This is a genomic window from Rhodoferax sp. (assembly GCF_012927445.1).
Classification (GTDB): Bacteria; Pseudomonadota; Gammaproteobacteria; order Burkholderiales; family Burkholderiaceae_C; genus Rhodoferax.
Map to the genome: position 1 here is coordinate 53944 of NZ_JABBPD010000008.1, position 26058 is coordinate 80001.

23 protein-coding genes and 1 tRNA gene are annotated in these 26058 nt (G+C 59.2%); 15 read left to right on the forward strand and 9 right to left on the reverse strand.

From position 1 onward, the window contains the following. Positions 1–46: 46 nt before the first annotated feature. The 7 genes from nirB to HHJ17_RS15880 form a co-directional block, all read right to left on the reverse strand. Complete coding sequence (gene nirB / locus HHJ17_RS15850; RefSeq protein WP_296506456.1) at positions 47–2530, reverse strand: nitrite reductase large subunit NirB; 2484 nt, start codon at positions 2528–2530, stop codon at positions 47–49. 23 nt (positions 2531–2553) lie between these two features. After that, on the reverse strand, positions 2554–3378 hold the full coding sequence (locus HHJ17_RS15855; protein WP_296506457.1) for an ABC transporter ATP-binding protein: 825 nt from the start codon (positions 3376–3378) through the stop codon (positions 2554–2556). After that, entirely contained in the window at positions 3375–4331 is a 957-nt protein-coding gene (gene ntrB / locus HHJ17_RS15860) for a nitrate ABC transporter permease (protein ID WP_296506458.1), read from the reverse strand. The genes HHJ17_RS15855 and ntrB overlap by 4 nt, the downstream gene beginning before the upstream one ends. A gap of 45 nt (positions 4332–4376) precedes the next feature. Then, complete coding sequence (locus tag HHJ17_RS15865; protein WP_296506459.1) at positions 4377–5621, reverse strand: CmpA/NrtA family ABC transporter substrate-binding protein; 1245 nt, start codon at positions 5619–5621, stop codon at positions 4377–4379. A 364-nt stretch (positions 5622–5985) separates the two neighbouring features. Beyond that, the gene (locus tag HHJ17_RS15870) at positions 5986–7416 is read right to left on the reverse strand and encodes an efflux transporter outer membrane subunit (protein WP_296506461.1); all 1431 of its coding nucleotides are present in this window, start codon (positions 7414–7416) and stop codon (positions 5986–5988) included. A gap of 22 nt (positions 7417–7438) precedes the next feature. Continuing rightward, positions 7439–10597 (reverse strand): efflux RND transporter permease subunit, encoded by a 3159-nt coding sequence (locus tag HHJ17_RS15875; RefSeq protein ID WP_296506463.1) that lies wholly within the window; start codon positions 10595–10597, stop codon positions 7439–7441. A gap of 12 nt (positions 10598–10609) precedes the next feature. Then, the gene (locus HHJ17_RS15880; protein WP_296506465.1) at positions 10610–11905 is read right to left on the reverse strand and encodes an efflux RND transporter periplasmic adaptor subunit; all 1296 of its coding nucleotides are present in this window, start codon (positions 11903–11905) and stop codon (positions 10610–10612) included. Positions 11906–12049: 144 nt separating this feature from the next. On the opposite strand from HHJ17_RS15880, the gene HHJ17_RS15885 reads away from it, so the two are divergent. After that, on the forward strand, positions 12050–12679 hold the full coding sequence (locus HHJ17_RS15885) for a TetR family transcriptional regulator (protein WP_296506466.1): 630 nt from the start codon (positions 12050–12052) through the stop codon (positions 12677–12679). A 12-nt stretch (positions 12680–12691) separates the two neighbouring features. Here the strand turns inward: HHJ17_RS15885 and HHJ17_RS15890 are convergent, their stop codons facing one another. Beyond that, positions 12692–13318, reverse strand: a complete 627-nt coding sequence (locus tag HHJ17_RS15890) for an ANTAR domain-containing protein (protein ID WP_296506467.1) — start codon at positions 13316–13318, stop codon at positions 12692–12694. A gap of 81 nt (positions 13319–13399) precedes the next feature. On the opposite strand from HHJ17_RS15890, the gene tsaD reads away from it, so the two are divergent. Then, on the forward strand, positions 13400–14464 hold the full coding sequence (tsaD, locus tag HHJ17_RS15895) for a tRNA (adenosine(37)-N6)-threonylcarbamoyltransferase complex transferase subunit TsaD (RefSeq protein ID WP_296506469.1): 1065 nt from the start codon (positions 13400–13402) through the stop codon (positions 14462–14464). A 54-nt stretch (positions 14465–14518) separates the two neighbouring features. On the opposite strand, the gene HHJ17_RS15900 is transcribed toward tsaD, so the two are convergent. Next, the gene (locus HHJ17_RS15900; protein ID WP_296502602.1) at positions 14519–14899 is read right to left on the reverse strand and encodes an Hsp20/alpha crystallin family protein; all 381 of its coding nucleotides are present in this window, start codon (positions 14897–14899) and stop codon (positions 14519–14521) included. Positions 14900–14994: 95 nt separating this feature from the next. Here HHJ17_RS15900 and HHJ17_RS15905 point away from each other — a divergent pair, with 95 nt between their 5' ends. The 13 genes from HHJ17_RS15905 (at position 14995) to nuoF (ending at position 26046) form a co-directional block, all read left to right on the forward strand. Further along, the gene (locus tag HHJ17_RS15905; RefSeq protein ID WP_296502604.1) at positions 14995–16275 is read left to right on the forward strand and encodes a branched-chain amino acid ABC transporter substrate-binding protein; all 1281 of its coding nucleotides are present in this window, start codon (positions 14995–14997) and stop codon (positions 16273–16275) included. A gap of 129 nt (positions 16276–16404) precedes the next feature. Then, positions 16405–16671, forward strand: coding sequence for a 30S ribosomal protein S15 (gene rpsO / locus HHJ17_RS15910; RefSeq protein ID WP_296502606.1), 267 nt, complete (start codon positions 16405–16407; stop codon positions 16669–16671). A 201-nt stretch (positions 16672–16872) separates the two neighbouring features. Then, entirely contained in the window at positions 16873–18996 is a 2124-nt protein-coding gene (pnp, locus tag HHJ17_RS15915; RefSeq protein WP_296506471.1) for a polyribonucleotide nucleotidyltransferase, read from the forward strand. Between the two features lie 71 nt (positions 18997–19067). After that, complete coding sequence (locus HHJ17_RS15920) at positions 19068–20063, forward strand: NAD(P)H-quinone oxidoreductase (RefSeq protein ID WP_296502610.1); 996 nt, start codon at positions 19068–19070, stop codon at positions 20061–20063. Next, a complete protein-coding gene (gene tpiA, locus HHJ17_RS15925; RefSeq protein ID WP_296502613.1) occupies positions 20060–20803 on the forward strand; it encodes a triose-phosphate isomerase in 744 nt (247 codons plus the stop codon). Before HHJ17_RS15920 ends, tpiA begins: the two co-directional genes overlap by 4 nt. A gap of 37 nt (positions 20804–20840) precedes the next feature. Continuing rightward, positions 20841–21194 carry a preprotein translocase subunit SecG gene (gene secG / locus HHJ17_RS15930; RefSeq protein WP_296502615.1) on the forward strand — a complete coding sequence of 118 codons (354 nt, stop codon included), beginning with the start codon at positions 20841–20843 and terminating at the stop codon, positions 21192–21194. Between the two features lie 130 nt (positions 21195–21324). Then, positions 21325–21409, forward strand: a tRNA-Leu gene (locus HHJ17_RS15935). Positions 21410–21468: 59 nt separating this feature from the next. After that, on the forward strand, positions 21469–21828 hold the full coding sequence (locus HHJ17_RS15940) for an NADH-quinone oxidoreductase subunit A (protein ID WP_296502617.1): 360 nt from the start codon (positions 21469–21471) through the stop codon (positions 21826–21828). Positions 21829–21832: 4 nt separating this feature from the next. Beyond that, complete coding sequence (locus tag HHJ17_RS15945; RefSeq protein WP_296502620.1) at positions 21833–22312, forward strand: NADH-quinone oxidoreductase subunit B family protein; 480 nt, start codon at positions 21833–21835, stop codon at positions 22310–22312. Positions 22313–22322: 10 nt separating this feature from the next. Continuing rightward, on the forward strand, positions 22323–22931 hold the full coding sequence (locus HHJ17_RS15950; RefSeq protein ID WP_296502622.1) for an NADH-quinone oxidoreductase subunit C: 609 nt from the start codon (positions 22323–22325) through the stop codon (positions 22929–22931). Positions 22932–22943: 12 nt separating this feature from the next. Next, positions 22944–24197, forward strand: a complete 1254-nt coding sequence (locus HHJ17_RS15955; protein WP_296502625.1) for an NADH-quinone oxidoreductase subunit D — start codon at positions 22944–22946, stop codon at positions 24195–24197. Next, the gene (gene nuoE / locus HHJ17_RS15960; protein ID WP_296502628.1) at positions 24194–24694 is read left to right on the forward strand and encodes an NADH-quinone oxidoreductase subunit NuoE; all 501 of its coding nucleotides are present in this window, start codon (positions 24194–24196) and stop codon (positions 24692–24694) included. The genes HHJ17_RS15955 and nuoE overlap by 4 nt, the downstream gene beginning before the upstream one ends. After that, the gene (gene nuoF / locus HHJ17_RS15965) at positions 24694–26046 is read left to right on the forward strand and encodes an NADH-quinone oxidoreductase subunit NuoF (RefSeq protein WP_296502631.1); all 1353 of its coding nucleotides are present in this window, start codon (positions 24694–24696) and stop codon (positions 26044–26046) included. The genes nuoE and nuoF overlap by 1 nt, the downstream gene beginning before the upstream one ends. Positions 26047–26058 lie beyond the last annotated feature (12 nt).

Below are 26058 nucleotides of genomic sequence, written 5' to 3' on the forward strand. Positions count from 1 at the left end.
ATATAGCACGGGGGCTAGAGGCAAATTTCATATAAATTCAGGGGCTTCAGGCAGGAATCGCCAGCTTGTCGAATTGGCGGATATCGACCTCGGCCTTGTTGAATTCAAACCACGGGTCCGGCTCGCCATCCAGCGCAAACTGCAGGCGTTCCCACAGCGCCTTGCGGTTGGCGTGGTCGTCCAGAATCTTCTTCTTGACGTAGTCCAGCCCGACGCGCGACACGTAATGCACGGTGCGCTCCAGGTACCAGCCTTCCTGCCGGTACAACTCGCAAAACGCGCCGGTGTACTCCAGCACTTCTTCGGCGGTTTTGAGCTTGGTGAAGAAATGCGCCACCTCGGTTTTGATGCCGCCGTTGCCGGCGATGTACATCTCCCAGCCGCTGTCGACGCCGATGATGCCGACGTCCTTGATGCCGGCTTCAGCGCAGTTGCGCGGACAGCCGCTCACGGCAAATTTCACTTTGTGCGGGGCGTACATGCGCCACATGGCGCGCTCCAGGTCCTTGCCCATCTGGGTTGAATCTTGTGTGCCCATGCGGCACCATTCCGAGCCGACGCAGGTCTTCACCGTGCGCAGCGCCTTGGCGTAGGCGTGGCCGCTTGGCATGCCGATGTCTTTCCAGACGTTGGCCAAATCTTCCTTCTTCACGCCCAGCAAATCGATGCGCTGGCCGCCGGTGACCTTGACGGTCGGAATCTTGTATTTGTCGACGGCGTCGGCGATGCGGCGCAACTCGTCGGCGCTGGTCTCTCCCCCCCACATGCGCGGGATGACGGAGTAGGTGCCGTCTTTCTGGATGTTGGCGTGGCTGCGCTCGTTGATGAGGCGGCTTTGCGGGTCATCTCTGGCCTCTTTCGGCCAGCTGCTGATCAGGTAGTAGTTGACCGCTGGGCGACATGAGGCACAGCCGTTGGGCGTCTTCCATTCCATGAAGTTGAAGACGCTGGCAATAGTGAGCAGTTTGTTGGCCACGATCGCTTCGCGCACCGCTTGGTGCCCGTGCTCGGTGCAGCCGCACATGGCTTTCATCTTCGGCGTGGCCGAGTAGTCGCCACCGGCGGTGAACATCAACAGCTGCTCCACCAGACCGGTGCAGGAGCCGCACGAGGCGCTGGCTTTGGTGTGCTTGCGCACCTCGTCCAGCGTGAACAAACCCTTCTCCTTGATCGCCTTGCAGATGGTGCCTTTGGTGACGCCGTTGCAGCCGCAGACTTCGTCGGCATCCAGCATCGCGGCCGCCTTGTTGTGGCCCTGGTGGCCGACGTCGCCAATGTTGGATTCGCCAAACATCAGTTTGTCGCGAATATCGGAAATCGAGCGGCCGTCGCGCAGCAGTTTGAAGTACCAGCTGCCGTCGACCGTGTCGCCATAGAGGCAGGCGCCGACCAGCTTGTCGTCTTTCAGCACCAGCTTTTTGTAGACACCGCCGAAGGGGTCGCTCATCACGATTTCTTCGGTGCCTTCGCCGCCCATGAACTCACCGGCGCTGAACAGGTCAATGCCGGTGACCTTCAGTTTGGTCGAGGTTAGCGAGCCCATGTAGCGACCAATGCCAAACTCGGCCAGGTGGTTGGCCGCCACTTTGGCCTGCTCAAACAGCGGCGCCACCAGGCCGTAGGCAATGCCGCGGTGCGCCGCGCATTCGCCCACCGAATAAATGCGGGCATCGGTCACGGTCTGCAGCGTGTCGTTGACGACAATGCCCCGGTTCACATGCAGGTGCATGGTTTCGGCCAGCTCGGTGTTGGGGCGAATGCCGACCGCCATCACCACCAGGTCGGCCGGAATCTCGCTGCCGTCCTTGAACTGCAGCGCCATGACCCGGCCCCCCAATCCGCCATCCTGGTCGCCAATCAGCGCCTGGGTCTGGCCACCCATGACAAAACGCAGGCCGCGCTCTTCCAGTGACTTTTGCAACAGCTTGCCCGCCACGCTGTCCAACTGGCGATCCATCAGCGTGGGCATGACGTGAATCACCGTGACCCGCATGCCGCGCAGCATCAGGCCGTTGGCCGCTTCCAGCCCCAGCAAGCCGCCACCGATGACGACGGCGTTCTTGTATTGGGTGGCCGCCTCAATCATGGCGTTGGTGTCGGCAATGTCGCGGTAGGCAATCACGCCCGCCAAATCCTTGCCGGGGATCGGCAGGATGAAGGGGTTGGAGCCGGTGGCCATCAGCAGCCGGTCGTAATGGACTTCGGTGACCTTGTCTTGCGCATCCAGCGCGCGCACCAGGCGCCGGGCGCGGTCCACCGCCACCACTTTTTTGCCGGCGTGTAGCGTGATGCCGTTGTCGGTGTACCAGTCCCACGAGTTGAGAATAATCTCGTCAATGGTCTGCTCGCCGGCCAGCACGGGCGACAACAAAATGCGGTTGTAGTTGGGGTGCGGCTCGGCGCCAAACACGGTGATGTCGTACAGGTCGGGCGCAATTTTCAGCAGCTCTTCGAGCGTGCGAACGCCGGCCATGCCGTTGCCGATCATCACGAGTTTTTGTTTGGTCTTGGGTTCTACGCGCATGTCCATGATGGCTCCTAATCTGATCGGGTTCAGGCGGCTTTTTCCACATGCGCCTGGCGCGTGTAGAGGAAATCAATCACCGCTTTGCGGTAATGCAGGTACTGCGCACTGTCGGCCAGCGCCACCCGGTTGCGCGGACGCGGCAGCTCGACACTGAGCACTTCGCCGATGGTGGCGGACGGGCCGTTGGTCATCATCACGATCTTGTCGGACAGCAGAACGGCTTCGTCGACATCGTGCGTCACCATCACCACGGTGCTGTGGGTGCGGGCCACGATCTCCAGCAGCTCGTCCTGCAGCTTGGCGCGGGTCAGGGCGTCCAGCGCCCCAAACGGCTCGTCCATCAGCAGCACTTTGGGTTCCATCGCCAGGGCGCGGGCAATGCCGACGCGCTGCTTCATGCCGCCCGAGATTTCGCCGGGTCGTTTTTGCGCGGCGGGCGTCAAGCCGACCAGCGCCAGCGCGGCGTCGGTGCGGGCCTTGAGCTGGGTTTTGCTCTCCGATGGAGCGCCGGTGGTTTTGTTGGCGGCGCCAAAGACCCGCTCGACGCCGAGATACACGTTCTCGAAACAGGTCAACCAGGGCAACAACGAATGGTTCTGGAACACCACCGCCCGCTCCGGGCCGGGGCCGGCGATTTCGCGGTTGGCGCACAACAGGTGGCCTTGCGTCGGCAGGGTCAGCCCGGCAATCAGGTTCAGCAGCGTGGACTTGCCGCAACCCGAGTGGCCGATGAGCGCCACAAACTCGCCTTTGGCGACCGTCAGGTTGACGTTTTGCAGCGCGCAGAATGGGCCTTTGCGGGTCTTGAAGGTTTGCTCGACGCCGGAGATTTCAATGTAGTTGGCGGTCATGATTTCACCTCTTCAAACGTAAATGCGGTGGCGATTTTGATCAGGGCGTATTCCAGGATCAGGCCGACGATGCCGATCACAAAGATGGCGATGATGATGTTTTTGACGTTCAGGTTGTTCCACTCGTCCCAGACCCAGAAGCCGATGCCGACGCCGCCGGTCAGCATCTCGGCCGCCACGATCACCAGCCAGGCGGTACCGACGGCGAGGCGCACGCCGGTCAGCATGTAAGGCAGCACCGAGGGGAACAGAATCTTGGTCACGATCTTCCATTCGCTCAAATTCAGCACGCGCGCCACGTTCATGTAGTCCTGCGGCACCCGCTGCACGCCGACGGCGGTGTTGATGATCATGGGCCAGATCGAGCAGATGAAGATGGTCCAGATCGCCGCCGGGTTGGCGCCCTTGAACACCAATAGGCCAATCGGCAACCAGGCCAGCGGCGACACCGGGCGCAACAGGCTGATCAGCGGGTTGAACATGCGGCTCAAAAACTCAAAACGCCCGACCATGAAACCGACCGGAATGCCGACCGCCGCCGCCAGGCCAAAGCCGACCGCCACCCGTTCCAGCGAGGCCAGAATGTTCCAGCCGACGCCCTGGTCGTTGGGGCCCTTGCTGTAGAACGGGTCGCTGAAAATGACGATTGCCTGCTTGAACGTTTCAGTGGGCGACGGGATGCTGCTGGCGGTTGAGATCGACACCAGCGCCCACACGCCAATCAGCAAGCCCAAGCCAAAAACCGGCGGCAGCACCGCCAGCCACAGGCCGCGCCAGTCGAACGGCGGCTTGCCGGCGCTGGCTGGCTGGCGAATCAGTTTCGGCTGAATCGTCTGATTTTTTAGATCATTTTGGCTTGTAGCCCCCGTCGAATCTGCGTGAGTAGCTTCTGTTTTAATCGCGGCGCTCTCTGCCGCTGGCGATAAAGGTGAGTGAAAGACGGCGCTGACCATGGTGTGTTCCTTGGGTGTGCTGGGTTAAGGGGGCTAAGGCGCGGCTCAGGCCTTGATCTTGAAACCGTCGGCGTACTTTTTCGGGTCTTTGCCGTCCCACACCACGCCGTCCATTAGCTTGGCACTGCGCATCACGTCTTTCGGCACTGGCGTCTTGCTGGCCGCTGCGGCTTGCTTGTAGAGGTCGATCTGGTTGATCTGCTTGGCCACCGCCAGGTAGTCGGGATGGTCTTTCAGCAAGCCCCAGCGTTTTTGCTGCGTCAGGAACCACATGCCGTCTGACAGGTACGGGAAATTGACCGCGCCGTCGTTGTAGAACTTCATGTAGTTGGGGTCATCCCAGGTCTTGCCCATGCCGTTTTGGTAGCGGCCCAGAATGCGCTGGTTGATGGCGTCCACGCTGGTGTTGACGTAAGACTTTTCAGCGATGACTTCCGCCATCTTGTTTTTGTTGGCCAGGCTGGCGTCGATCCAGCGGCCGGCTTCCAGAATGGCGGCGGTCACGGCGCGCGCCGTGTTGGGGTATTTTTTGACGAAGTCGCCGGTGGTGCCGAGCACTTTCTCCGGGTGGTCTTTCCAGATGTCTTGCGTGGTGGCGGCGGTGACGCCAATGCCGTCGATGATGGCGCGGTGGTTCCAGGGCTCGCCGACGCAGAAGCCGTCCATGTTGCCGACCCGCATATTGGCCACCATTTGCGGTGGCGGCACGGTGATGACCTTGGCGCCAGACATCGGGTTGATGCCGTTGGCCGCCATCCAGTAATACAGCCACATGGCGTGCGTGCCGGTGGGGAAGGTCTGGGCAAAGGTGTATTCACGCTTTTCGCGCGTCATCAGCTTGGCCAGGCCGGCACCATCGACCGCGCCTTTGTCGGCCAGTTTTTTGGACAGCGTGATGGCCTGGCCATTCTGGTTCAGCGTCATCAGCACCGCCATGTCTTTTTTGGCGCCGCCCACCCCCAAATGCACGCCGTAGAGCAGGCCATACAGCACATGGGCAAAGTCGAGTTCGCCGGTGACCAGCTTGTCGCGCACACCGGCCCAACTGGATTCTTTGGACGGGATGATCTTGACGCCGTATTTTTTGTCGATGCCGAGTACCGAGGCCATCACCACGCTGGCGCAGTCGGTCAGCGGGATGAAGCCGATTTTGACTTCGGTTTTTTCCGGGGTGTCGGAGCCGGCGGCGTAAACGACCGAGCGCAGGGCCGGGCTGATGCCGACGGCGCCAACCGCGGCAGTTTGCAAAACAGCGCGTCGGCTGAGGCTGGATTTAAGAAGATCGGTCATGGCAAGCTCCTGAAAAAACAAACAAAAAAAGGCGTCCTCACGTCACCGGCAAGCGACTGGTCTGCCGCTGCCTGTGGGTGGGGACGCCTTTGTCCTGGGTTAACCAACTCTGCCCGCCGTTGGGAAGAATCGGTTAAGTGACCATCGCTGGTCTTGCTACTGACTACGCAATCTGCGTGCCAGACTCAGGATTGTTTGAAGTGCTATTAATTTAATAGCTGCTTGCGCAATAGATACGGGGCTAGAGGGTTAATGGATGCCTAAGCTGGCAAAAATGCGGGCGTGGCACCAATTTTGTGCGCTGCACCAAAGATGGTGGGCCCAAGCCCCGTTTGCGACCGGCAAAGGGGCTTGGGTGTTTGCTTCAGGGCGTGGGCTGTGTTGCGCCGCCGCCCAAGGTTTTGTAGAGCACCACCTGGTTCTGCAAATAGGTCAGACGCGTCTGCACCAGCGCTTGCTGGGAGCCAAACAGTGAGCGCTGGGCATCGAGCGAGTCCAGCAGACTGGCGGCGCCATTCTGGTAACGCAGGTCGGTCAGGCGCAGACGCTGTGTTTCGGCTTCGGTCTGTGCCTGCTGGGCGCGCAGTTGTTCGGCCAGTGTGTCGCGTCCGGCCAGCGCATCGGCCACTTCGCGGAAGGCGCTCTGGATGGATTTTTCGTACTGGGCAATGGCGATGTCGCGGCCTGCTTTGGCCGAATCCAGGCCAGCCTGGTTGCGGCCCGCGTCAAAGATCGGCAACAGCAGTTGCGGCGCCAGGGAGAAGCCCCAGGAACCGTCCTTGAACAAGCCGGCCAGTGCGTTGCTGGCCGAGCCGGCGCCCGCCGTGAGCGAGATGCGCGGAAAGAAGGCGGCCCGCGCTGCGCCGATGTTGGCATTGGCGGCGATCAACTGCTGTTCGGCCTGCTTGATATCGGGGCGCCGCGTGAGCAGGTCGGACGGCAGACCAGCCGGCAGCTCCGGCAGGCGCAGTTGCGTCAACCGTGTGGTGGCCAGACGCTCGCGCACGTCGCCGGGCATCGCTTGCCCCAGCAACAAGACCAAAGCGTTTTCATCCAGGGCGCGTTGCCGCTGCTGCTGGGCCAGCGTGACACGCGCCGTCTCCAGCAGGGATTGGGCCTGGCGCAGCTCCAGTTCGGAGGTGGCGCCGTTGTCCAGGCGCAGTTGCACCAGCTTGAGTGAGTCTTCGCGGGTGGCCAGCGTCTGCTTCGAGATCGCCAGCAACTCCTCGTCGGCCAGCAGGCTGAACCAGCTTTGCGCCACGGTGGCGATCAGGCTGATCTGGGCCGTCTTGCTGCCCTCGGTGGTGGCCAGGTATTGGGCCAGCGCTTGTTCTTTCAGGCTGGCGACCCGGCCAAAAAAGTCAAACTCATAGGCCGTCACCAGCAGGCCGGCGTTGTAGACGCTGGTGATGGCGGCGTCGCCCGTGGTCGTGCGCGAACCGGTCAGCGCCGCATTCACCGTGGGGAACTGATCGGCACGGCGGATGCCGAGCTGCGCCCGGGCCTGTTCGATGTTGAGCACCGCCACGCGCAGGTCACGGTTGTTGGCCAGCGCGGTGGCAATCAATTGGCGCAACGAGTCATCGGCAAAATAGTCTTGCCAGGCCAGTTCGGCCGCAGCGGTGCCGGCGCCAGTGGGTGCGCTGGCACCGGGGTACTGTGCGGGCACTGGCGCGGCGGGCCGTTCGTAGGTCGGCATCATCGAGCAGCCCGCCAGCAGGGCGGCCGCGGCCACCGTGGCCAAGGCCAGGCGAAGCGGCACCGGCCGGGCAAAGGAGGGGGGGAGTGTCTTCATGGGCAGTGGTTGATCAAGGTGCTTATTCATGCTCGGCCTGTTGGTGATGCTGTTGAACCACTTTGGCATCGTGTTCGTGCTGGCGTACGCTGCCTTTGAAGAAGCCGCGTACCAGCACAAAGAAGGCGGGCACGAAAATCACGGCCAGCACGGTGCCGGTGATCATGCCGCCGATCACGCCGGTGCCAATGGCACGCTGACTGGCCGAACTGGCGCCGCTGGCGATGAACAACGGCAGCACGCCCAGGGTGAACGCCATCGAGGTCATGACAATGGGGCGAAAGCGCAGGTGGGCGGCTTCGAGCGCCGAATCCATCAAGCTCTTGCCTTCCGCTTGCAGGTCCTTGGCGAATTCGATGATCAGAATCGCATTCTTGGAGGACAGGCCGATGATGGTGATCAGGCCAATCTGAAAGTACACGTCATTGGACATGCCGCGCATCAAGGTGGCCAGCACCACGCCGAGCACGCCGAGTGGCACCACCAGCAGGACCGAGAACGGAATCGACCAGCTTTCATACAGCGCGGCCAGGCACAGGAACACGGCCAGCAGCGAGAAGCCATACAGCACCATGGCCTGTGCGCCGGCGAGTTTTTCTTCGCGCGACTGACCGGTCCATTCGAAGCCGAAACCTTCCGGGAGTTTGGCTGCCAGTTTTTCCATTTCCGCCATGGCATCCCCGGTGCTGAAGCCGGGCGCTGCATCGCCAGAAATCTTCATGGCCGGGTAGCCGTTGTAGCGCAAGGTCTGCATCGGGCCGGTGATCCAGCGGGTACTGGCAAAGGCGGAGAGCGGCACGAGTTGGCCGCTGCTGTTGGCTACCGGCAGATCCAGGATTTTTTCGGGCTGCATGCGGGCGCTGGCGTCGGCCTGGACGATCACGCGTTGCAGTCGGCCCTGGTTCGGGAAGTCGTTGATGTAGCTCGATCCGATGGCGGTTGAAAGCGCGCTGTTGATGCTGTCGAAGCCGACGCCCAGTGCACTGGCCTTGTTGCGGTCGATGTCAATCTGCATCTGGGGCGCGTCTTCCATGCCGTCGGGGCGCACGCCGGCGAGCACCTTGCTTTGGCTGGCCATGCCCAACAATTGATTGCGCACGTTCAGCAGCGCTGTGTGGCCCTTGCTGCCGCGGTCCTGCAGTCGGAAAGTGAAGCCGGTCGCATTGCCCAACTCGGGAATCGGTGGCGGGCTCAGCGCGAAGATGAAGGCGTCATGGATGCCCATCAGCGCCCCAAAGGCCCGCTTGGCGATGGCCTGTGCCGAATGCTCGGCACCAGGGCGTTCGCTCCAGTCCTTGAGCATCACAAACGCCAGGCCGGCGTTTTGCCCCTGCCCGGAGAAGGAGAAGCCGGCCACGGTGACGATGTTGGCGATCTCCGGTTGTTTGAGCATGTAGTCTTCGACCTGCTGCAGCACCGTGCGCGTGCGTTCCAGCGATGCGCCAGCGGGTAATTGCACGTTGGTGAGGATGTAACCCTGGTCTTCATTGGGCAGGAACGAGGTTGGCAAGCGTGTGTAGATCAGCCCGACCACGCCAATCAGCATGACGTAGACGATCATCATCCGGCCCGCCCGTTTGAGCAGCTTGGACAAACCGCTTTCATAGCCTTTGGCGGTGGACTTGAACTTGCGGTTGAACCAGCCGAAGAAGCCGGTCTTTTCCAGGTGGTGCCCGGCCTCCACGGGTTTGAGCAGCGTGCCGCACAAAGCAGGGGTCAGCGACAGTGCCAGGAAGGCCGAAAAGGCGATCGAGGTGGCCATCGTCGCGGAGAACTGGCGGTAGATGTTGCCGGTGGAGCCTGCAAAGAACGCCAGCGGCACGAACACCGAGATCAGCACCACGGTCACACCGATGATGGCGCCCGATATCTGGCCCATGGCCTTGCGCGTGGCCTGCAGCGGGGGCAGGCCTTCTTCGCTCATGATGCGTTCCACGTTTTCGACCACCACAATGGCATCGTCGACCACGATACCGATGACCAGCACCATGCCGAACATGGTCAGCACGTTGATCGAGAAGCCCATGGCCAGCAACGCGCCAAAGGTGCCCAGCAGCGCCACCGGCACGACGATGGTCGGAATGATGGTGTAGCGCCAGTTCTGCAGAAACAGGAACATGACCAGGAACACCAGCGCCATGGCCTCCAGCAGGGTTTCCACCACTTTCCCGATCGAGACCGAGATAAAGGTTGAGCTGTCATAAGGGATGGTGTAACTCACGCCCGCTGGAAAGAAGGGTTGCAACTCGGCCAGCTTGGCCTTCACCGCCTTGGCGGTGGCCAGGGCATTGGCCGAGGGCGTGAGCTGTACGCCCATGCCGACCGCCGATTGACCGTTCAAGCGTGCGCTGGTGCTGTAGCTCTGCGCGCCCAGTTCGATACGGGCGACATCCTTCAGGCGGACCGATGAACCGTCGGCATTGGCGCGCAACTGGACATTGCCGAACTGCTCCACCGAGGTCAGCTGGCCGGGCACCACAATGGTCGCCGTCATCGTCTGGCCGGGTGCGTTGGGCAGGTCGCCCAGATTACCGGCCGACACTTGCGCATTTTGGGCGCGAATCGCGGCATTGACCTGATCCAGTGACAGATTAACGCCCTTGAGCTTGGCCGGATCGATCCAGATGCGCATCGCGCGTTCGGCACCGAACTGCGTGACGGTGCCAACACCAGCCAGACGCTGAAGCTCAGGCAGCACATTGCGCGCTGCATAGTCATTGAGCATGTCGATGGTCACGTCCGGATTTTTGGACGACAGCATCGCGAACAGCAGAAAGTTGGAGCGGGATTTATCGACGCGCACGCCCTGTTGCGTCACGGCCGAAGGCAGTCGAGGCGTGGCCCGCGCCAGGCGGTTTTGCACGTCCACCTGGGCCAGTTCCGGGTTGGTATTGGGCTCGAAACTCAGCGCGATCGAGCCGGTGCCGTTGGCCTGGCTGGTGGTTTCCATATAGGCCAAGCCTGTGGCACCGTTCATTTCGCGTTCGATGACGGCCAGCACGCTGTCTTCCAGCGTCTGCGCCGTGGCGCCGGGGTAGGCGACTGATATCTGGATGATGGGTGCCGCGACCGCCGGGTACTGCGCGATCGGCAACTGCGTGATCGACACGCCGCCCAAAACCATGATGAAAATGGCGATCACCCACGCAAAGATGGGGCGTTCGATAAAAAATTTGGCCATGGCTCGGGTTCCTTAGCGGGCGACGCTGGAGGCTGCGCTGGCCGGCGCTGATGCAGCCGAAGCAGCGGGCACCGCTACGCTGGCGGCGGGCTTGCCGCCCTGCGCTTGCCACGGCACGGGCTTGACGATGATCGGGTCCCCTGGTTTGCCGCGTGGCAGTTTCTGGAAGCCGTCAACCATCACCTGCTCGCCAGCCTTGAGTCCTTCCAGCACGACCCATTTATTGTCCTGGGCTTGACCCAGCTTGATCGGGCGTGGGGCCAGATGGTTGTCGGGGCCCACGACCATGACCGTGTCGCCCTGGGCTCCCCGTGTGACGGCTTGCTGCGGCAGCAGGATGGCGCCATTGACTTGCGCCTGTGCCAGCTTGACGCGCACGTACAGGCCGGGCAAAAGTTGCTTCTCGGGGTTGGGAACTTCTGCGCGCAAGGTCACTTGACCGCTGGTGGCATCGACGGTCAGGTCGGTGAACAGCAGGCGACCGGTGTGGGCGTAGGTGCTTCCATCTTCCAGGATGAGGCTGACGCTGGCGGCACCTTTGCCGGCCTGCTTGTATTGACCCTTGGTCAAACCGGCCTGGAGCTTGAGCACTTCGGAGGCAGACTGGGTGAAATTCACATACATCGGGTCAATCTGCTGGATGACCGCCAACTGAGTCGCCTCGCCTTGACCGACCAGCGCGCCTTCGGTGACCAGTGAGCGGCCAATGCGGCCCGAAATCGGGGCGGTGACGGCGGCGTAGTTCAGGTTGATGCGTGCGGTCAGCACCGCAGCCTTGCCGATGGCGACATCAGCCTCAGCCTGTTTGCTGGCGGCCTGGGCGCTCACGTATTCCTGCTGACTGATGGCCTTGGCCGCGATTAGTGGTTTGTAGCGCTCGGCTTGCGCACTGGCCTGCATCAGGTTGGCTTCGGCTTTGGCCAAGCTGGCCTGGGCACTGGCATAGCTGGCTTGGTACGGGCTGGCGTCAATCTCGAACAATGCCTGGCCCGCTTTGACGTCGCTGCCTTCGCGAAACAGCCGCTTTTGCAGAATGCCGGAAGCGCGTGCCCGCACCTGGGCCACGCGCGAGGCTTCCAGGCGGCCGGGCAGCTCGCTGATCAACCCCACATCACCGGGGGTGACCGTGACCACGCCCACTTCGGCCGGGGGCATGCCGCCCGCCGGGCCCGCTGGTGCGGTACTGCTTTGACCGCAGCCCGCCAGCAGGGCCGCAAGACTCAGAGAGGTCAAGGCCAGGCGGCCGCGCAAGGGTGACCGGTGGGGGATGGGGGCGGCGATGGAAAGCCGGGCTCGTGGTGCGGTCATGGTGAACTTCCTGAAAGAAGGGGGGGATTGGTCTTTTTGCCGCATGGTATCTAAAAACCAGCAGAGTTTTCAAAGTATACATACAATCATGTATGTATGTTGTCTGCATTTCATTTTTACAACGTTATTTGAAAGAAGCCCCTCATGGTTCGCTGTACCAAGGAAGAAGCCCTCGCCACCCGCCACCGCTTGCTGGATGCGGCGGAGCGTGTCTTTGCTGAAAAAGGCGTGTCGCGCACCTCCTTGCATGACATTGCGCAAGCCGCTGGCGTGAGTCGGGGCGCGATTTACTGGCATTTCAAAAACAAGGCAGATTTGTTCAATGCCATGATGGACCGCATCACGCTGCCGATGGAGGATACGCTGCAGCGAATCGGGCTCGATGCCGGGCGGGACCCGCTGGTCGAGTTGCAGCGTGCGATTCTGGACGCCATGCGAAAAATCGCCACCGACGAACGCACCCGGCGTGTGTTCGAGGTGGCCACACTCAAGGTGGAGTACGTGGAGGAGCTGCTGGCGGTGAAGGAGCGCCATTTGCAGTGTTATGTGAAGAACTCAAGCCAGATACAGCGCAGTCTGGAGCAGGCGGCGGCGCATTTGGCGATGCCGCTGCGGCTGCCGCCCCAGGTGGCGGCGCAGGGTTTGCACGCGTTGATGGTGGGACTGATTCACACCTGGTTGCTGGCGCCAACGTCGTTTGAGTTGGTGGGGGTGGCTTCGCAGGCGGTCACCACCTATTTGGTTGGTTTGGGCTTGTTGCCGATGCCCACTTAGGGTGCGTCGTTGTTAGCCGAGTAAATCGGCCACATCCAGCATGCGCTGGGCCACGTCGGCCAGTTTCAGGCCCTTGTCCATGGCGGTTTTGCGCATCTTTTCGAACGCGGCCTGTTCGCTCAAGCCCTGGCGCTGCATCAGCAGGCCCTTGGCCCGGTCAATCACCTTGCGGTCCTGTAACTCGCTCTTGGTGGCGGCCAGTTCCTGGCGCAGCGCCTGTTCATGCTGGAAGCGGGCCATGGCCACATCCAGAATCGGGCGAATACGCTCACTGGAGAGGCCGGCCACGATGTAGGCCGAGACACCGGCGGCCACCGCGTCTTTGACGTGGCGGGTGTCGCTGTCGTTGGTGAACATGACGATCGGGCGGCGGGCATCGCGCGTCGCCATCACCACATGCTCCAGCGCGTCGCGCGCTTCGCTTTCGGCATCCACAATGATCATGTCGGGCTGGAGCTGGGCCAGCCGTTCCGTCAGGAAGACGTCCGCCGGCAGGCTGGCCACCAGGTTGAAGCCGTTTTCCAGCAGGCCAATGCGCAGGCTGCGCGAGCGCTCGGCCTGGCTGATGGCGTAGTCATCGCTCTGGTCCTCTATGGCCAGATCGGGGGCAACAACAACGATTCGCAGGGCTTCATTCATAGGTTGAGTCACGCAAGAATTGAGCCAAAACAGGCGGATGAGCGCTGTTGCACATTGTGCCATCCCCTAAAATCTGCCGCTATGGCAAAAAACTTGCAGGTGTTGGGGATTGAGTCTTCGTGTGACGAAACGGGCGTGGCGCTGGTCGAGGTGCGGGGCAACGACTTACCGGTGTTGCTGGCGGATGCGCTCTACAGTCAGATCGCCATGCATCAGGCGTACGGTGGCGTGGTGCCCGAGCTGGCCAGCCGCGACCATATTCGCCGCGTGCTGCCGCTGACTGAAGAGGTACTGGCCGCTTCCGGGCGAAGCCTGGCCGATATCGATGTGGTGGCGTTCACCCGGGGCCCGGGGCTGGCGGGTGCTTTGCTGGTGGGCGCCGGGGTGGCGTGTGCGCTGGGCGCCGCTTTAGGTAAACCGGTGCTGGGCGTGCACCATCTGGAAGGCCATTTGTTGTCGCCGTTTCTGAGTGCCGACCCGCCCGAGTTTCCATTCGTAGCGCTGCTGGTGTCGGGTGGCCACACGCAGCTGATGCGGGTGGACGGCGTCGGGCGCTACCAGCTGCTGGGCGAGACGATTGACGACGCGGCCGGTGAGGCGTTTGACAAGTCGGCCAAACTGCTGGGCTTGGGTTATCCCGGTGGTCCGGCGCTGTCCAGCCTGGCCGAGCAGGGCGATGCCACTGCCTTCAAGTTGCCACGGCCCTTGCTGCACAGCGGCAATCTGGATTTTTCATTCTCGGGCTTGAAAACAGCGGTGATGGTGCAGGCCAAAAAACTGGCCGCCGCGCAGGACTGTGCCGTCGAGGCCTTGCCCGCCCGCGTGCTGGCCGACCTGGCCGCTTCGACCCAGGCCGCGATTGTGGAGGTGCTGGTGAAGAAGTCACTGACCGCGCTGACCCAGACCGGCTTGAATCGGCTGGTGGTGGCGGGTGGCGTGGGCGCCAACCGCAAGCTGCGCGAACAGCTCAACGCCGAGTGCGCCAAGCGCCGGGTGCGGGTGCATTACCCCGAACTGCATTTGTGCACCGACAACGGCGCCATGATTGCCATGGCCGCCGCCATGCGCCTGCAGTCCGGACAGCAAACAGCCAACGAGGTTTACGCTTTTGACGTGAAACCCCGCTGGCCGCTTGATTTGATCTAAATAGGCTCTAGACCCCGTTCTACCTGCGTAGACAGCTATTTAATTAATAGCAAGTTAGCTGATGTTCAATTGCGTGACCCGGCTCACCGGCACTTGCTTGCCGAGCTTGAGGGTGAGGACGCCGTTCTCCAGTTTGGCCTCGCTGCTGGCCGCATCAATATCCTGCGGCAATTCATAAGCCTGCTTGTATTGGCGTGGCGCGCCTTCTTTGGTCTCAATCCGCACGATGCTGCCTTCAAGGCCGATGTTCAACTGGTCTTTGGCAATGCCGGGGACATCAAAGGTCAGTGTGTAGGACTTTTCGTCCTGCGCGACCGCACCGGAGGCCTGGCGGCTGCCCAATTGCGCCTCCGTCAGGAAGCGCTCCAGCGAACGGCCTGCGGGCGAAAAGGCTTGACGGCGAAGGTTGGCGGGGGCGGTGGTGGCAAAAAACATGGTTTAACTCCTTGTACACTGCGCGGCGTTCAACATGAACCTCCGCTTGTACTGAATCTGCGAGTGAAGCGGCAGTATTCAAGAGAGATTCCAATATGTTTATTCTTCCCCGCAAGGCCTTGAAATTACTGGCATTGGCGCTATGCGTGCCCGCCCTGACCTTCGCCCAAGCGGCGCCCGTAGCCGAGTCCGCGCCCATCAAGATCGCCATGGTCGAGAGTTTGAGTGGCCCGTTTGCCAACACCGGCGAGGCGGTATTTCGCAACCTGATCTGGGCGGTGGAGCGCGTCAACGCCCGCGGCGGCGTGAAGTTGGCCGGTGGCCATCGGCCCCTGGAGATTGATCGCTATGACAGCAAAGGCCAGACCGAGGAAGCCTTGTCGGCGCTAAAGTCGGCCATCGATGACGGCGCCCAGTTCATCATGCAAGGCAATTCCTCGGCCACGGCGGCGGCCCTGATTGACGCCATCAACAAACACAACGAGCGCGAGCCAGGCAAACGTGTGCTGTTTCTGAACTACTCGGCGGTCGATCCGATTTTGACCAACGAAAAATGCAGTTTCTGGCACTTTCGATTTGATGCCCATGCCGACATGCGCATGACGGCACTGATGGACGTGCTGAAAGAGGACAAGTCGCTCCAGCGTGTCTACCTCATTGGCCAGGATTACAGTTTTGGCCACGCTGTCGCGCGTGAAGCCAAACGCCAGCTCGCGGCTTTGCGGCCGGATGTGCAGGTGGTGGGCGAGGAGTTGCACCCAATGGGGCGCATCAAGGATTTCTTGCCCTATGCCGCCAAGATCAAGGCCAGTGGCGCGCAGGCGGTCATCACCGGCAATTTTGGCAATGACCTGACGCTGCTGGTCAAGGCGGCCAAAGAAGTGGGTTTTGAAGGCAAGTTCTACACCTTCTACGGCAACGCGCTGGGCGCGCCGGCCGCGATTGGCGACGCCGGCATCGGCAAAGTGGTGGCGGTGGCCGACTGGCTGCCCAATGTGCAAACCGCGTCAAGCGAGGTGTTCTACCAATCGTTTCGCCAGCGCTTTCCCAAGCCGGCCGACGACTACGTGCACATGCGCATGCAGCTGATGGTGGAGTCGCTGGCGCAGGCCATTGAGAAAGCCGGCACGACGAATTCAATCGCGGTTGCCACCCAGCTGGAGCGGGCCAAGGTCACCTTGAAGGGTCAATCTGGCGCGATGCGGGCGTCGGATCACCAGTTTCAGCAGCAGTTGCTGGTGGGCCTGATGGACCGACAAGGCGCCCCTGGCGTCAAGTTTGATGTCGAAGGCTCCGGCTACGGTTTTCGGGTCATCAAAACCCTGACGGCGGCCCGCGCGGAACAGCCGACCTCCTGCAAAATGCAGCGCCCATGACGGCAATATTGGGATCCCGCGTCAGGCTTGAGTCGTCTGGTTATAATCGAATGGCTTTGCACACCGCACAAGCACACGTCAGGGGCAGTTCCAGCGCCTGACGCAAGTTTATTAATTCAAGGAAATAAAATGATCGCATCCAGTATCAAAGCCGCTGTCGTCAAAGACAACGCACGTAAAGTTGGTGACACCGGTAGTCCTGAAGTGCAAGTTGCACTGCTGACCGCCCGTATCAATGAACTCACACCTCACTTCAAGACCCACGCCAAAGACCACCATGGTCGTCGTGGTCTGTTGCGCATGGTGAGCCGTCGCCGTAAGCTGTTGGATTACCTGAATTCCAAAGACCACGAGCGTTATGCTGCGCTGATCGCCAAGTTGGGTCTGCGTAAGTAATCGTTAAATCGAATGTTGAACGCCTGAGTTAGGTTACTAGCTCAGGCGTTTTTTACTTCGGAGTAGGCAATATCGGAGCGAAGCTGTGTCATTCCAGCGGAATTCAAGTCGAATTTCGCTGGAATGGCATCGTGTTCTGTGACGCTGAATCCGGGCTCGGGCGAGGTGGCCTGCACCTCCCATATTGACCAGGAGATACAAATGAGCATATTCAATAAAGTCACCAAGACCTTCCAATGGGGTCAAAACACCGTCACCATGGAAACTGGCGAAATCGCTCGCCAGGCCAGCGGCGCCGTGCTGCTGGACATGGACGGCACCGTGGTGCTGGCCACTGTCGTTGCCAAAACCGAAGGCAAGGCCGGTCAGGACTTTTTCCCGTTGACGGTTGATTACCTTGAGAAAACCTACGCTGCAGGCAAGATTCCCGGTAGCTTTTTCAAGCGCGAAGGCCGTCCCAGCGAGTTTGAAACGCTGACCAGCCGTTTGATCGACCGCCCAATCCGCCCTCTGTTTCCTGAAGGTTTTTTCAACGAAGTGCATGTGGTCGTCCACACCTTGTCGTTGAATCCTGAAGTGGATGCCGACATTGCCGCTTTGATCGCTGTCAGCGCTGCCTTGTCGGTCAGTGGTGTTCCGTTTAGCGGCCCCATCGGTGCTGCCCGCGTTGGTTACATCAACGGCGAATATGTATTGAATCCCGGCCAGACTGCCCGCAAAGATTCCGTGTTGGATCTGGTCGTGGCCGGTACCGAATCCGCCGTGTTAATGGTGGAATCCGAAGCCAAGCAACTGAGCGAAGAAATCATGCTCGGCGCCGTGGTGTTTGGCCATGAGCAAGGCAACATTGCCATCAATGCCATTCACGAACTGGTGCGTGACGCCGGCAAGCCGGTATGGGATTGGAAAGCACCCGCCAAAGATGAAGTGCTGATCGCTAAAGTGGTTGCGCTGGGCGAAGAAAAGCTGGCTGCGGCCTACCAGATTCGCAACAAGCAGGCTCGCACCCATGCCACGCGCGAAACTTACACTTGGGTAAAAATGGGCCTGAAAGCCGAGGGCGTTGAATTTGATGCCGTCGCCGTTGAAGGCATGTTGTTCGACATCGAAGCCAAGATTGTGCGCAGCCAGATTCTGGCCGGCGAACCCCGTATCGATGGCCGCGACACCCGCACCGTGCGCGCCATTGAAATCCGCAACAGCGTGCTGCCCCGTACCCACGGTTCGGCCTTGTTCACGCGTGGCGAAACCCAGGCGCTGGTAGTCACGACATTGGGCACCGAGCGCGACGCACAGCGTATTGATGCGCTGGCGGGTGAGTACGAAGACCGCTTCATGCTGCACTACAACATGCCTCCGTTCGCCACCGGCGAAACCGGTCGCGTTGGTACGCCCAAGCGCCGCGAAATCGGTCACGGTCGTTTGGCCAAGCGTGCTTTGATGGCGGTACTGCCCTCTAAAGAAGAGTTTCCGTACACCATGCGTGTGGTGTCTGAAATCACCGAATCCAATGGCTCCTCGTCGATGGCTTCGGTCTGCGGCGGCTGCCTGTCTCTGATGGACGCTGGCGTGCCCATGAAAGCTCACGTGGCCGGTATCGCCATGGGTCTGATCAAGGACGAAGGCCGCTTCGCCGTGCTGACCGACATTCTGGGTGACGAAGATCATCTGGGTGACATGGACTTCAAGGTCGCCGGTACCACCAACGGTATTACCGCGCTGCAGATGGACATCAAAATCCAGGGCATCACCAAGGAAATCATGCAAGTGGCATTGGCCCAGGCCAAAGAAGCGCGCATGCACATTCTGGGCAAAATGCAAGAGGCGATGGCTGAAGCCAAGACCGAAGTGTCCAACTTCGCACCGCGCCTGTTCACCATGAAGATCAATCCCGAGAAAATTCGTGATGTGATCGGCAAGGGCGGCTCGGTGATCCGTGCGCTGACCGAAGAAACCGGTACTCAGATCAACATTGATGAAGATGGCACCATCACCATCGCGTCGGCCGATCCAGCCAAGGCTGAAGAAGCCAAACGCCGCATCGAGCAGATCACCGCTGAAGTTGAAATCGGCAAGATCTACGAAGGCCCGATCGTCAAGATTCTGGACTTTGGTGCGTTGATCAACTTGCTGCCTGGTAAAGATGGCTTGCTGCACATCAGCCAGATCGCGCACGAGCGTGTCGAAAAGGTGTCTGATTACCTGACTGAAGGTCAGATCGTCAAGGTCAAGGTCATGGAAACCGATGAAAAGGGCCGCATCAAGCTGTCGATGAAGGCTTTGCTGGACCGTCCGGCCCAGTCTGGCTCTGATCAGCACGCTTGATTGTTTCCTTCTTGTTATGAAATTGATAGCGCCTCGCGTAAGTAGCACGGGGTCTATCGGCTGAAATGACCATGAAAGCTATCGAAATAACTGCCTTTGGGGCGCCCGACGTTTTGCGCGTGGGTGAGCGACCTGTGCCCGTGCCGGGCATCGGGGAGTTGCTTATTCGTGTGTCGGCCAGCGGTGTCAATCGGCCGGATGTTCTGCAACGCACGGGGAATTACCCGGTGCCGCCGGGTGCCTCGGATATTCCGGGGCTGGAAGTGGCGGGCGTGATTGAGCAGGGCGACGCGCAGGAGCTGGCGCGTGCGGGCTTTAAGCTGGGCGATCGCGTTTGTGCGCTGGTCGCCGGCGGCGGCTACGCTGAATTTTGCGTGGCACCGGTGGGGCAGTGCCTCCCTGTGCCCCAAGGCTTGAGCGACGTCGAGGCGGCATCGCTGCCCGAGACGTTTTTCACGGTCTGGAGCAACGTTTTTGATCGTGCCGGCCTGCAAAAGGGCGAAACGCTGTTGATTCAGGGGGGCTCCAGCGGTATTGGCGTGACCGCCATCCAGCTGGCCAAAGCCCGGGGGGCGAAGGTGATCGTCACGGCGGGCAGCGATGAAAAATGCGCCGCTTGCCGCGCCTTGGGTGCTGATCATGCCATCAATTACAAGACGCACGATTTTCAGGACGAGGTCAAACGATTGACCGATGGTCAGGGCGTGAATGTCATTCTGGACATGGTGGCGGGCAGTTATGTCGCCAAAGAGATTCAGTGTCTGAGTGAAGATGGTCGATTGGTCATCATTGCCGTGCAAGGTGGTGTGAAGAGTGAAATCAACGCCGGTCTGGTGCTGCGGCGACGGCTCACGATAACGGGCTCGACATTGCGCGCGCGTTCGATTGCGTTCAAGCAGGCGATTGCGCAGGCGTGTCTGACCAATGTGTGGCCGCTGATTGAGCGCGGCCTCATCAAGCCGGTGGTTCACAGCACATTTGCCGCAGAGGATGCGGCCAGTGCGCATGCACTGATGGAGTCCAACCAGCATGTTGGAAAAATTGTTTTGACTTGGGGTGTCGCATGAAGAAAAAACTGATCGCTGGTAACTGGAAAATGAACGGCAGTCTGGCTGCCAACGAAGCCTTGGTCAAAGGTTTACTGGCCGGGCTGGATCGCTCGGCATGTCAGGTGGCACTGTGCGTGCCATCGGTCTACCTGGCCCAGATGCAGGCACTCATGGCCGGCAGTGCCATAGATTTGGGTGCCCAGGACTTGTCGCAGCATGCGGCGGGTGCTTTTACGGGGGAAATTTCAGGCGCCATGCTCAATGAGTTTGGCGTTCGCTATTGCATCGTCGGCCATTCCGAACGTCGGCAGTATCACTTTGAATCGGATGCGCTCGTGGCGGCCAAAGCTCAGCGTGCATTGGCCTTCGGCATCACACCCATCGTGTGTGTCGGTGAGACCTTGGCTGAACGTGAAGCGGGCAAGACAGAAGAGGTCGTCAAGCGCCAGTTAGCGGCGGTGATTCATGCCAATGGACACTGCATTAGCGAAATAGTGGTTGCGTATGAACCCGTTTGGGCCATCGGTACGGGAAAAACCGCCAGTACCGAACAGGCGCAGCAGGTCCATGCGGTGCTGCGGGCGCAACTGAAAGCGGCTTCGCCGCAGGCGGATCGCATTCACATTCTCTATGGTGGCAGTATGAATGCGGCCAATGCCGCGGAGTTGCTGGCGCAGCCGGACATCGATGGCGGATTGGTGGGCGGCGCCTCGCTCAAGGCGCCTGATTTTTTATCGATTATTGCTTCTGCCCTCTGATTTTGGGTGTTGGCTGTTCCATATTTAGGAGTATTTAATGAGTGTTTTTTTAACCATCCTTCTCGCCGTTCAAATGATTGCTGCGGTATCCATGATCGGTCTCATCCTCGTGCAGCACGGCAAGGGTGCTGACATGGGTGCTGCCTTTGGTAGCGGTGGCTCCGGCAGCCTGTTCGGTGCCAGTGGCAGTGCCAATTTTTTATCGCGCACCACCGCTGTGCTGGCGACGGTGTTTTTTGTCTGCACCCTGATGCTGGCTTATTTTGGTACCGCACGTCCGGCGGCCAGCTCCGGCAGTGTGCTTGAGGGCGCTGCTGTCATCGCACCGCTTCCGGCGGCTGTTGTGCCTGCTGCACCGGCATCTGGCGCAGCTCAAATTCCATCTAAATAATTGCTGTTTAAATGCTATTGAAATTGCCTACTTCCGTTAAGGAAATAGTGCGATTTCAGGGTAAACTCTAGCTCTGTCGGGAAAGCTAAAAGCCGCAAGGTACCTCACGCAATCCAGATGTTAAAAAGCCGCCGTCGTGGTGAAATTGGTAGACACGCTATCTTGAGGTGGTAGTGGCGAAAGCTGTGCGAGTTCGAGTCTCGCCGACGGCACCAGATAAATATACTTGCTGTGAGTTAACGCAGCAAGCAAAGACTTTGATCAGTACCACCAGATGAACCTTGATCAGTACTTACCTGTCCTTTTGTTCATCCTGGTTGGAATCGCTGTGGGTGTTGTGCCTCAGGTTCTTGGTTACATCCTTGGACCCAATCGGCCCGATCCGGCAAAAAATTCTCCCTATGAATGCGGCTTTGAGGCGTTTGAAGACGCCCGGATGAAATTCGATGTTCGCTACTACCTTGTGGCGATTTTGTTCATCTTGTTTGATTTGGAAACGGCCTTTTTGTTTCCTTGGGCGGTGTCGCTCAGGGAGACTGGGCTTCTTGGTTTCTTGATCGGTGCAGAGTTTGTGGGTGTTCTTGCCATTGGCTTTGTTTACATGTGGCAAAAGGGTGCACTGGACTGGGAGTAGCGGAATGATTGAAGGTATTTTGAAAGAGGGCTTCGTCACCACGAGTTACGACTCGGTGATGAATTGGGCTAAGACAGGTTCTGTCTGGCCTATGACTTTCGGTCTGGCTTGTTGTGCTGTTGAGATGATGCACGCTGCGGCTTCGCGTTATGACATCAGTCGTTTTGGTGCGGAGGTGTTTCGTGCCAGCCCACGGCAGTCCGATCTGATGATTGTGGCAGGTACGTTGTGCAACAAAATGGCGCCCGCCCTGCGCAAGGTTTATGACCAGATGTCAGAGCCGCGTTGGGTCATCAGCATGGGTTCATGTGCGAATGGCGGTGGTTATTACCATTACAGCTATTCGGTAGTGCGTGGCTGCGACCGGATTGTGCCGGTTGATGTCTATGTGCCGGGCTGCCCGCCGACTGCTGAAGCGCTGATCTACGGCATCATGCAGTTGCAGCAAAAGATTCGCCGTACGCAAACCATTGCACGTGCCTGAAGGATTACGGATGACTGTTTTTGCTGTTAACCCCGAGACTCTGAAAAACACCCTTGCTGCGGTGCTTGGCGACAAGATTCAGCATATTGGTGTGGCTTTGGGCGAGGTGACTGTGGTGGTGGGCGCTGCCGACTATCAAGAAGTTGCCAAAACTTTGCGTGATGCGCCGGGCCTCTGCTTTGAGCAGATGGTGGATTTGTGCGGGTTGGATTACTCCGACTACAAGGGCGTTGGTCGTGAAGGTTTGCGTTACTGCGTGGTGTTGCACTTGCTGTCTGTCAGTTTGAATCAGCGAGTCCGGCTGAAGGTGTTTGCACCCGATGATGATTTTCCTGTGCTGGCCTCGGTGACGGAGATCTGGAATTCGGCCAACTGGTTCGAGCGGGAAGCATTTGATCTGTTTGGCATTGTGTTCGAGGGACACAACGATTTGCGTCGCATCCTGACGGACTACGGTTTCATTGGGCACCCGTTCCGCAAAGACTTTCCTTTGAGTGGTCATGTCGAGATGCGCTATGACGCAGAGAGCAAGCGCGTTGTCTACCAGCCCGTCACGATTGAGCCACGAGAAATCACACCGCGCATCATTCGCGAAGACAACTATGGAGGCCTGCACTAGGCGGTTTGTGTCATGGCTGAAATAAAAAACTACACATTGAACTTTGGGCCGCAGCATCCGGCCGCCCACGGCGTTTTGCGCTTGGTGCTGGAACTCGACGGCGAGGTGGTGCAACGGGCCGACCCGCATATCGGTTTGCTGCATCGTGCTACCGAAAAACTGGCTGAAAGCAAGACCTTCATTCAATCCTTGCCTTACATGGACCGGCTTGATTATGTGTCCATGATGTGCAATGAGCACGCTTATTGTCTGGCCATCGAAAAGTTGCTGGGCATTGAAGTGCCGGTGCGTGCCCAGTACATCCGTGTGATGTTTGCTGAAATCACGCGCCTGCTGAATCACTTGATGTGGCTGGGGTCGCATGGAAACGATTGCGGTAGTTCGACTATTTTGATCTACACGTTTCGTGAGCGTGAAGATTTGTTTGACATGTACGAGGCCGTTAGCGGTGCACGTATGCATGCAGCGTACTTCCGTCCAGGTGGTGTGTACCGGGATCTGCCCGATACCATGCCTCAGTACAAGGCCAACAAGGTTCGCAACGCCAAGGGCATTGCGGAACTCAACAGCAACCGTCAAGGTTCCTTGCTTGACTTCATTGATGACTTTACCCAGCGCTTCCCAACCTATCTGGGGGAATATCACACACTCCTCACGGAAAACCGGATATGGAAACAGCGGACGGTGGGTATTGGGGTAGTCACGGCTGAGCGCGCGCTGAATATGGGTTTCACAGGCGCCATGCTTCGGGGTTCCGGTGTTGAATGGGATTTGCGTAAAAAGCAGCCCTACGATGTGTACGACCGCATGGATTTTGATATTCCTGTCGGTGTGACCGGCGATTGTTACGATCGATATCTGGTTCGCATGGAGGAGATGAAGCAGTCCAATCGCATCATCAAGCAATGCGTTGACTGGTTGCGTGTCAACCCCGGTCCGGTTATCACGGATAACCACAAAGTGGCAGCCCCTGATCGTGAATCCATGAAATCCAACATGGAAGAGTTGATTCACCATTTCAAGCTCTTCACTGAAGGTTTTCATGTGCCCGAAGGTGAGGCCTATGCTGCAGTAGAGCATCCCAAGGGTGAGTTTGGGATCTACATCGTGAGTGATGGTGCCAACAAGCCCTACCGGTTAAAGATTCGTCCGCCTGGCTTCGCCCATTTGGCTGGACTGAATGAGATGGCCAGCGGTCACATGATTGCGGACGTTGTGGCCGTGATTGGAACTATGGATATTGTGTTTGGAGAGATTGATCGATGATCTCAAAAGCTGTTTCGCAAGCGACGATGGCACGTTTTGCCAAGGAAGTCGCTAAATACCCTGCTGACCAAAAGCAGTCTGCCGTCATGGCCTGCCTGGCCATTGTTCAGCAGGAAGCTGGGTTCGTGAGTACGGAGAGTGAACAAATTGTGGCCGACTATCTGGGGATGGCCCCGATCGCTGTGCACGAAGTCACCACTTTCTACAACATGTACAACCAGCATGCCTGTGGCAAGTACAAGCTGAACGTCTGTACCAACTTGCCGTGCCAGTTACGCGAAGGTGGCCGCGCCCTCAAGCATCTTGAAGAAAAGTTGGGGATTCGCATGGGTGAGACAACGGCCGACGGAATGTTCACCTTGCAGCAAAGTGAATGTCTTGGTGCTTGTGCCGACTCCCCTGTATTGCTGGTGAATGATCGCACGATGTGCAGCTTCATGAGCAATGACAAGCTTGACCAGTTGGTCGATGGCCTGCGCGCTGCTGGGGATAAATAATGATGGCTGAAAAAATTCTTGCCCAGTTTCAGGCCACTGGCGTCCAGACCTGTTTTCACGATCGGCACATCAATCCGCAAATCTATGCCGGTTTGACGGGGACCAATTGGCGCCTGAAGGATTATGAAGCGCGTGGTGGCTATCAGGCGTTGCGCAAGATTCTTGCAAAAGACGGCGGGGAAGGACTGACGCAAGATCAGGTCATTGCCACCGTCAAAGAGTCGTCCTTGCGCGGGCGTGGCGGTGCTGGTTTTCCGACCGGACTCAAGTGGAGCTTCATGCCTCGCCAGTTTCCCGGTCAAAAATATCTGGTGTGCAATTCCGACGAGGGTGAACCCGGGACTTGCAAAGACCGCGACATTCTGCAATTCAATCCGCATATCGTGATTGAAGGCATGATCATTGCTGCCTATGCCATGGGCATCTCGGTGGGCTACAACTACATTCATGGCGAGATCTTCGCAAGCTACGATCGCTTTGAAGAGGCGCTGGAAGAGGCTCGTGCGGCAGGTCTGCTGGGCAATAATATTTTAGGCAGCAGCTTCACTTTTCAGTTGCATGCGGCGCACGGTTTCGGCGCCTACATTTGCGGCGAAGAAACGGCCTTGCTGGAGTCTCTTGAAGGCAAGAAGGGGCAGCCCCGGTTCAAGCCACCGTTTCCGGCAAGTTTTGGCCTGTACGGCAAGCCGACCACCATCAACAATACCGAAACGTTTGCTGCGGTGCCATGGATTATCCGCAACGGTGGACCGGCCTATCTGGAGTGTGGCAAGCCCAACAATGGCGGCACCAAAATTTACTCCATCAGCGGTGATGTGGAGTTGCCCGGCAATTATGAAATACCGATGGGCACGCCGTTCTCCAAATTGCTTGAAATTGCCGGTGGCGTTCGCCGTGGCCGTCAGCTTAAAGCCGTGATCCCGGGCGGCTCATCGTCACCGATTCTGCCCGCCAGCATCATGATGGAGTGCACGATGGACTACGACTCCATCGCCAAAGCAGGTTCAATGCTGGGCTCGGGGGCGGTGATTGTTCTGGACGATAGCCGTTGTATGGTCAAGAGCCTGCAGCGCTTGAGTTACTTTTACATGCACGAATCATGTGGCCAGTGCACACCATGCCGCGAGGGCACCGGTTGGTTGTCGCGCATGGTTGACCGGATCGAAAATGGTCAGGGTCGTCCTTCCGACATGGATTTGCTGAATTCGGTCGCCGAGAACATCATGGGGCGCACGATTTGTGCCCTCGGCGATGCCGCCGCGATGCCGGTGCGGGCCATGATCAAGCATTTCCGTCACGAATTTGAATATCACATAGAGCACAAGACCTGTATGGTCCCTGCCTACGTTTGAGCGAGTCCCAAG

Bases quoted from the DNA above. Each gene is read 5' to 3' on its own strand.
- nirB (WP_296506456.1), bottom strand. From the start codon at position 2,530: ATGGACATGCGCGTAGAACCCAAGACCAAACAAAAACTCGTGATGATC.
- HHJ17_RS15855 (WP_296506457.1), bottom strand. From the start codon at position 3,378: ATGACCGCCAACTACATTGAAATCTCCGGCGTCGAGCAAACCTTCAAG.
- ntrB (WP_296506458.1), bottom strand. From the start codon at position 4,331: ATGGTCAGCGCCGTCTTTCACTCACCTTTATCGCCAGCGGCAGAGAGC.
- HHJ17_RS15865 (WP_296506459.1), bottom strand. From the start codon at position 5,621: ATGACCGATCTTCTTAAATCCAGCCTCAGCCGACGCGCTGTTTTGCAA.
- HHJ17_RS15870 (WP_296506461.1), bottom strand. From the start codon at position 7,416: ATGAAGACACTCCCCCCCTCCTTTGCCCGGCCGGTGCCGCTTCGCCTG.
- HHJ17_RS15875 (WP_296506463.1), bottom strand. From the start codon at position 10,597: ATGGCCAAATTTTTTATCGAACGCCCCATCTTTGCGTGGGTGATCGCC.
- HHJ17_RS15880 (WP_296506465.1), bottom strand. From the start codon at position 11,905: ATGACCGCACCACGAGCCCGGCTTTCCATCGCCGCCCCCATCCCCCAC.
- HHJ17_RS15885 (WP_296506466.1), top strand. From the start codon at position 12,050: ATGGTTCGCTGTACCAAGGAAGAAGCCCTCGCCACCCGCCACCGCTTG.
- HHJ17_RS15890 (WP_296506467.1), bottom strand. From the start codon at position 13,318: ATGAATGAAGCCCTGCGAATCGTTGTTGTTGCCCCCGATCTGGCCATA.
- tsaD (WP_296506469.1), top strand. From the start codon at position 13,400: ATGGCAAAAAACTTGCAGGTGTTGGGGATTGAGTCTTCGTGTGACGAA.
- HHJ17_RS15900 (WP_296502602.1), bottom strand. From the start codon at position 14,899: ATGTTTTTTGCCACCACCGCCCCCGCCAACCTTCGCCGTCAAGCCTTT.
- HHJ17_RS15905 (WP_296502604.1), top strand. From the start codon at position 14,995: ATGTTTATTCTTCCCCGCAAGGCCTTGAAATTACTGGCATTGGCGCTA.
- rpsO (WP_296502606.1), top strand. From the start codon at position 16,405: ATGATCGCATCCAGTATCAAAGCCGCTGTCGTCAAAGACAACGCACGT.
- pnp (WP_296506471.1), top strand. From the start codon at position 16,873: ATGAGCATATTCAATAAAGTCACCAAGACCTTCCAATGGGGTCAAAAC.
- HHJ17_RS15920 (WP_296502610.1), top strand. From the start codon at position 19,068: ATGAAAGCTATCGAAATAACTGCCTTTGGGGCGCCCGACGTTTTGCGC.
- tpiA (WP_296502613.1), top strand. From the start codon at position 20,060: ATGAAGAAAAAACTGATCGCTGGTAACTGGAAAATGAACGGCAGTCTG.
- secG (WP_296502615.1), top strand. From the start codon at position 20,841: ATGAGTGTTTTTTTAACCATCCTTCTCGCCGTTCAAATGATTGCTGCG.
- HHJ17_RS15940 (WP_296502617.1), top strand. From the start codon at position 21,469: ATGAACCTTGATCAGTACTTACCTGTCCTTTTGTTCATCCTGGTTGGA.
- HHJ17_RS15945 (WP_296502620.1), top strand. From the start codon at position 21,833: ATGATTGAAGGTATTTTGAAAGAGGGCTTCGTCACCACGAGTTACGAC.
- HHJ17_RS15950 (WP_296502622.1), top strand. From the start codon at position 22,323: ATGACTGTTTTTGCTGTTAACCCCGAGACTCTGAAAAACACCCTTGCT.
- HHJ17_RS15955 (WP_296502625.1), top strand. From the start codon at position 22,944: ATGGCTGAAATAAAAAACTACACATTGAACTTTGGGCCGCAGCATCCG.
- nuoE (WP_296502628.1), top strand. From the start codon at position 24,194: ATGATCTCAAAAGCTGTTTCGCAAGCGACGATGGCACGTTTTGCCAAG.
- nuoF (WP_296502631.1), top strand. From the start codon at position 24,694: ATGATGGCTGAAAAAATTCTTGCCCAGTTTCAGGCCACTGGCGTCCAG.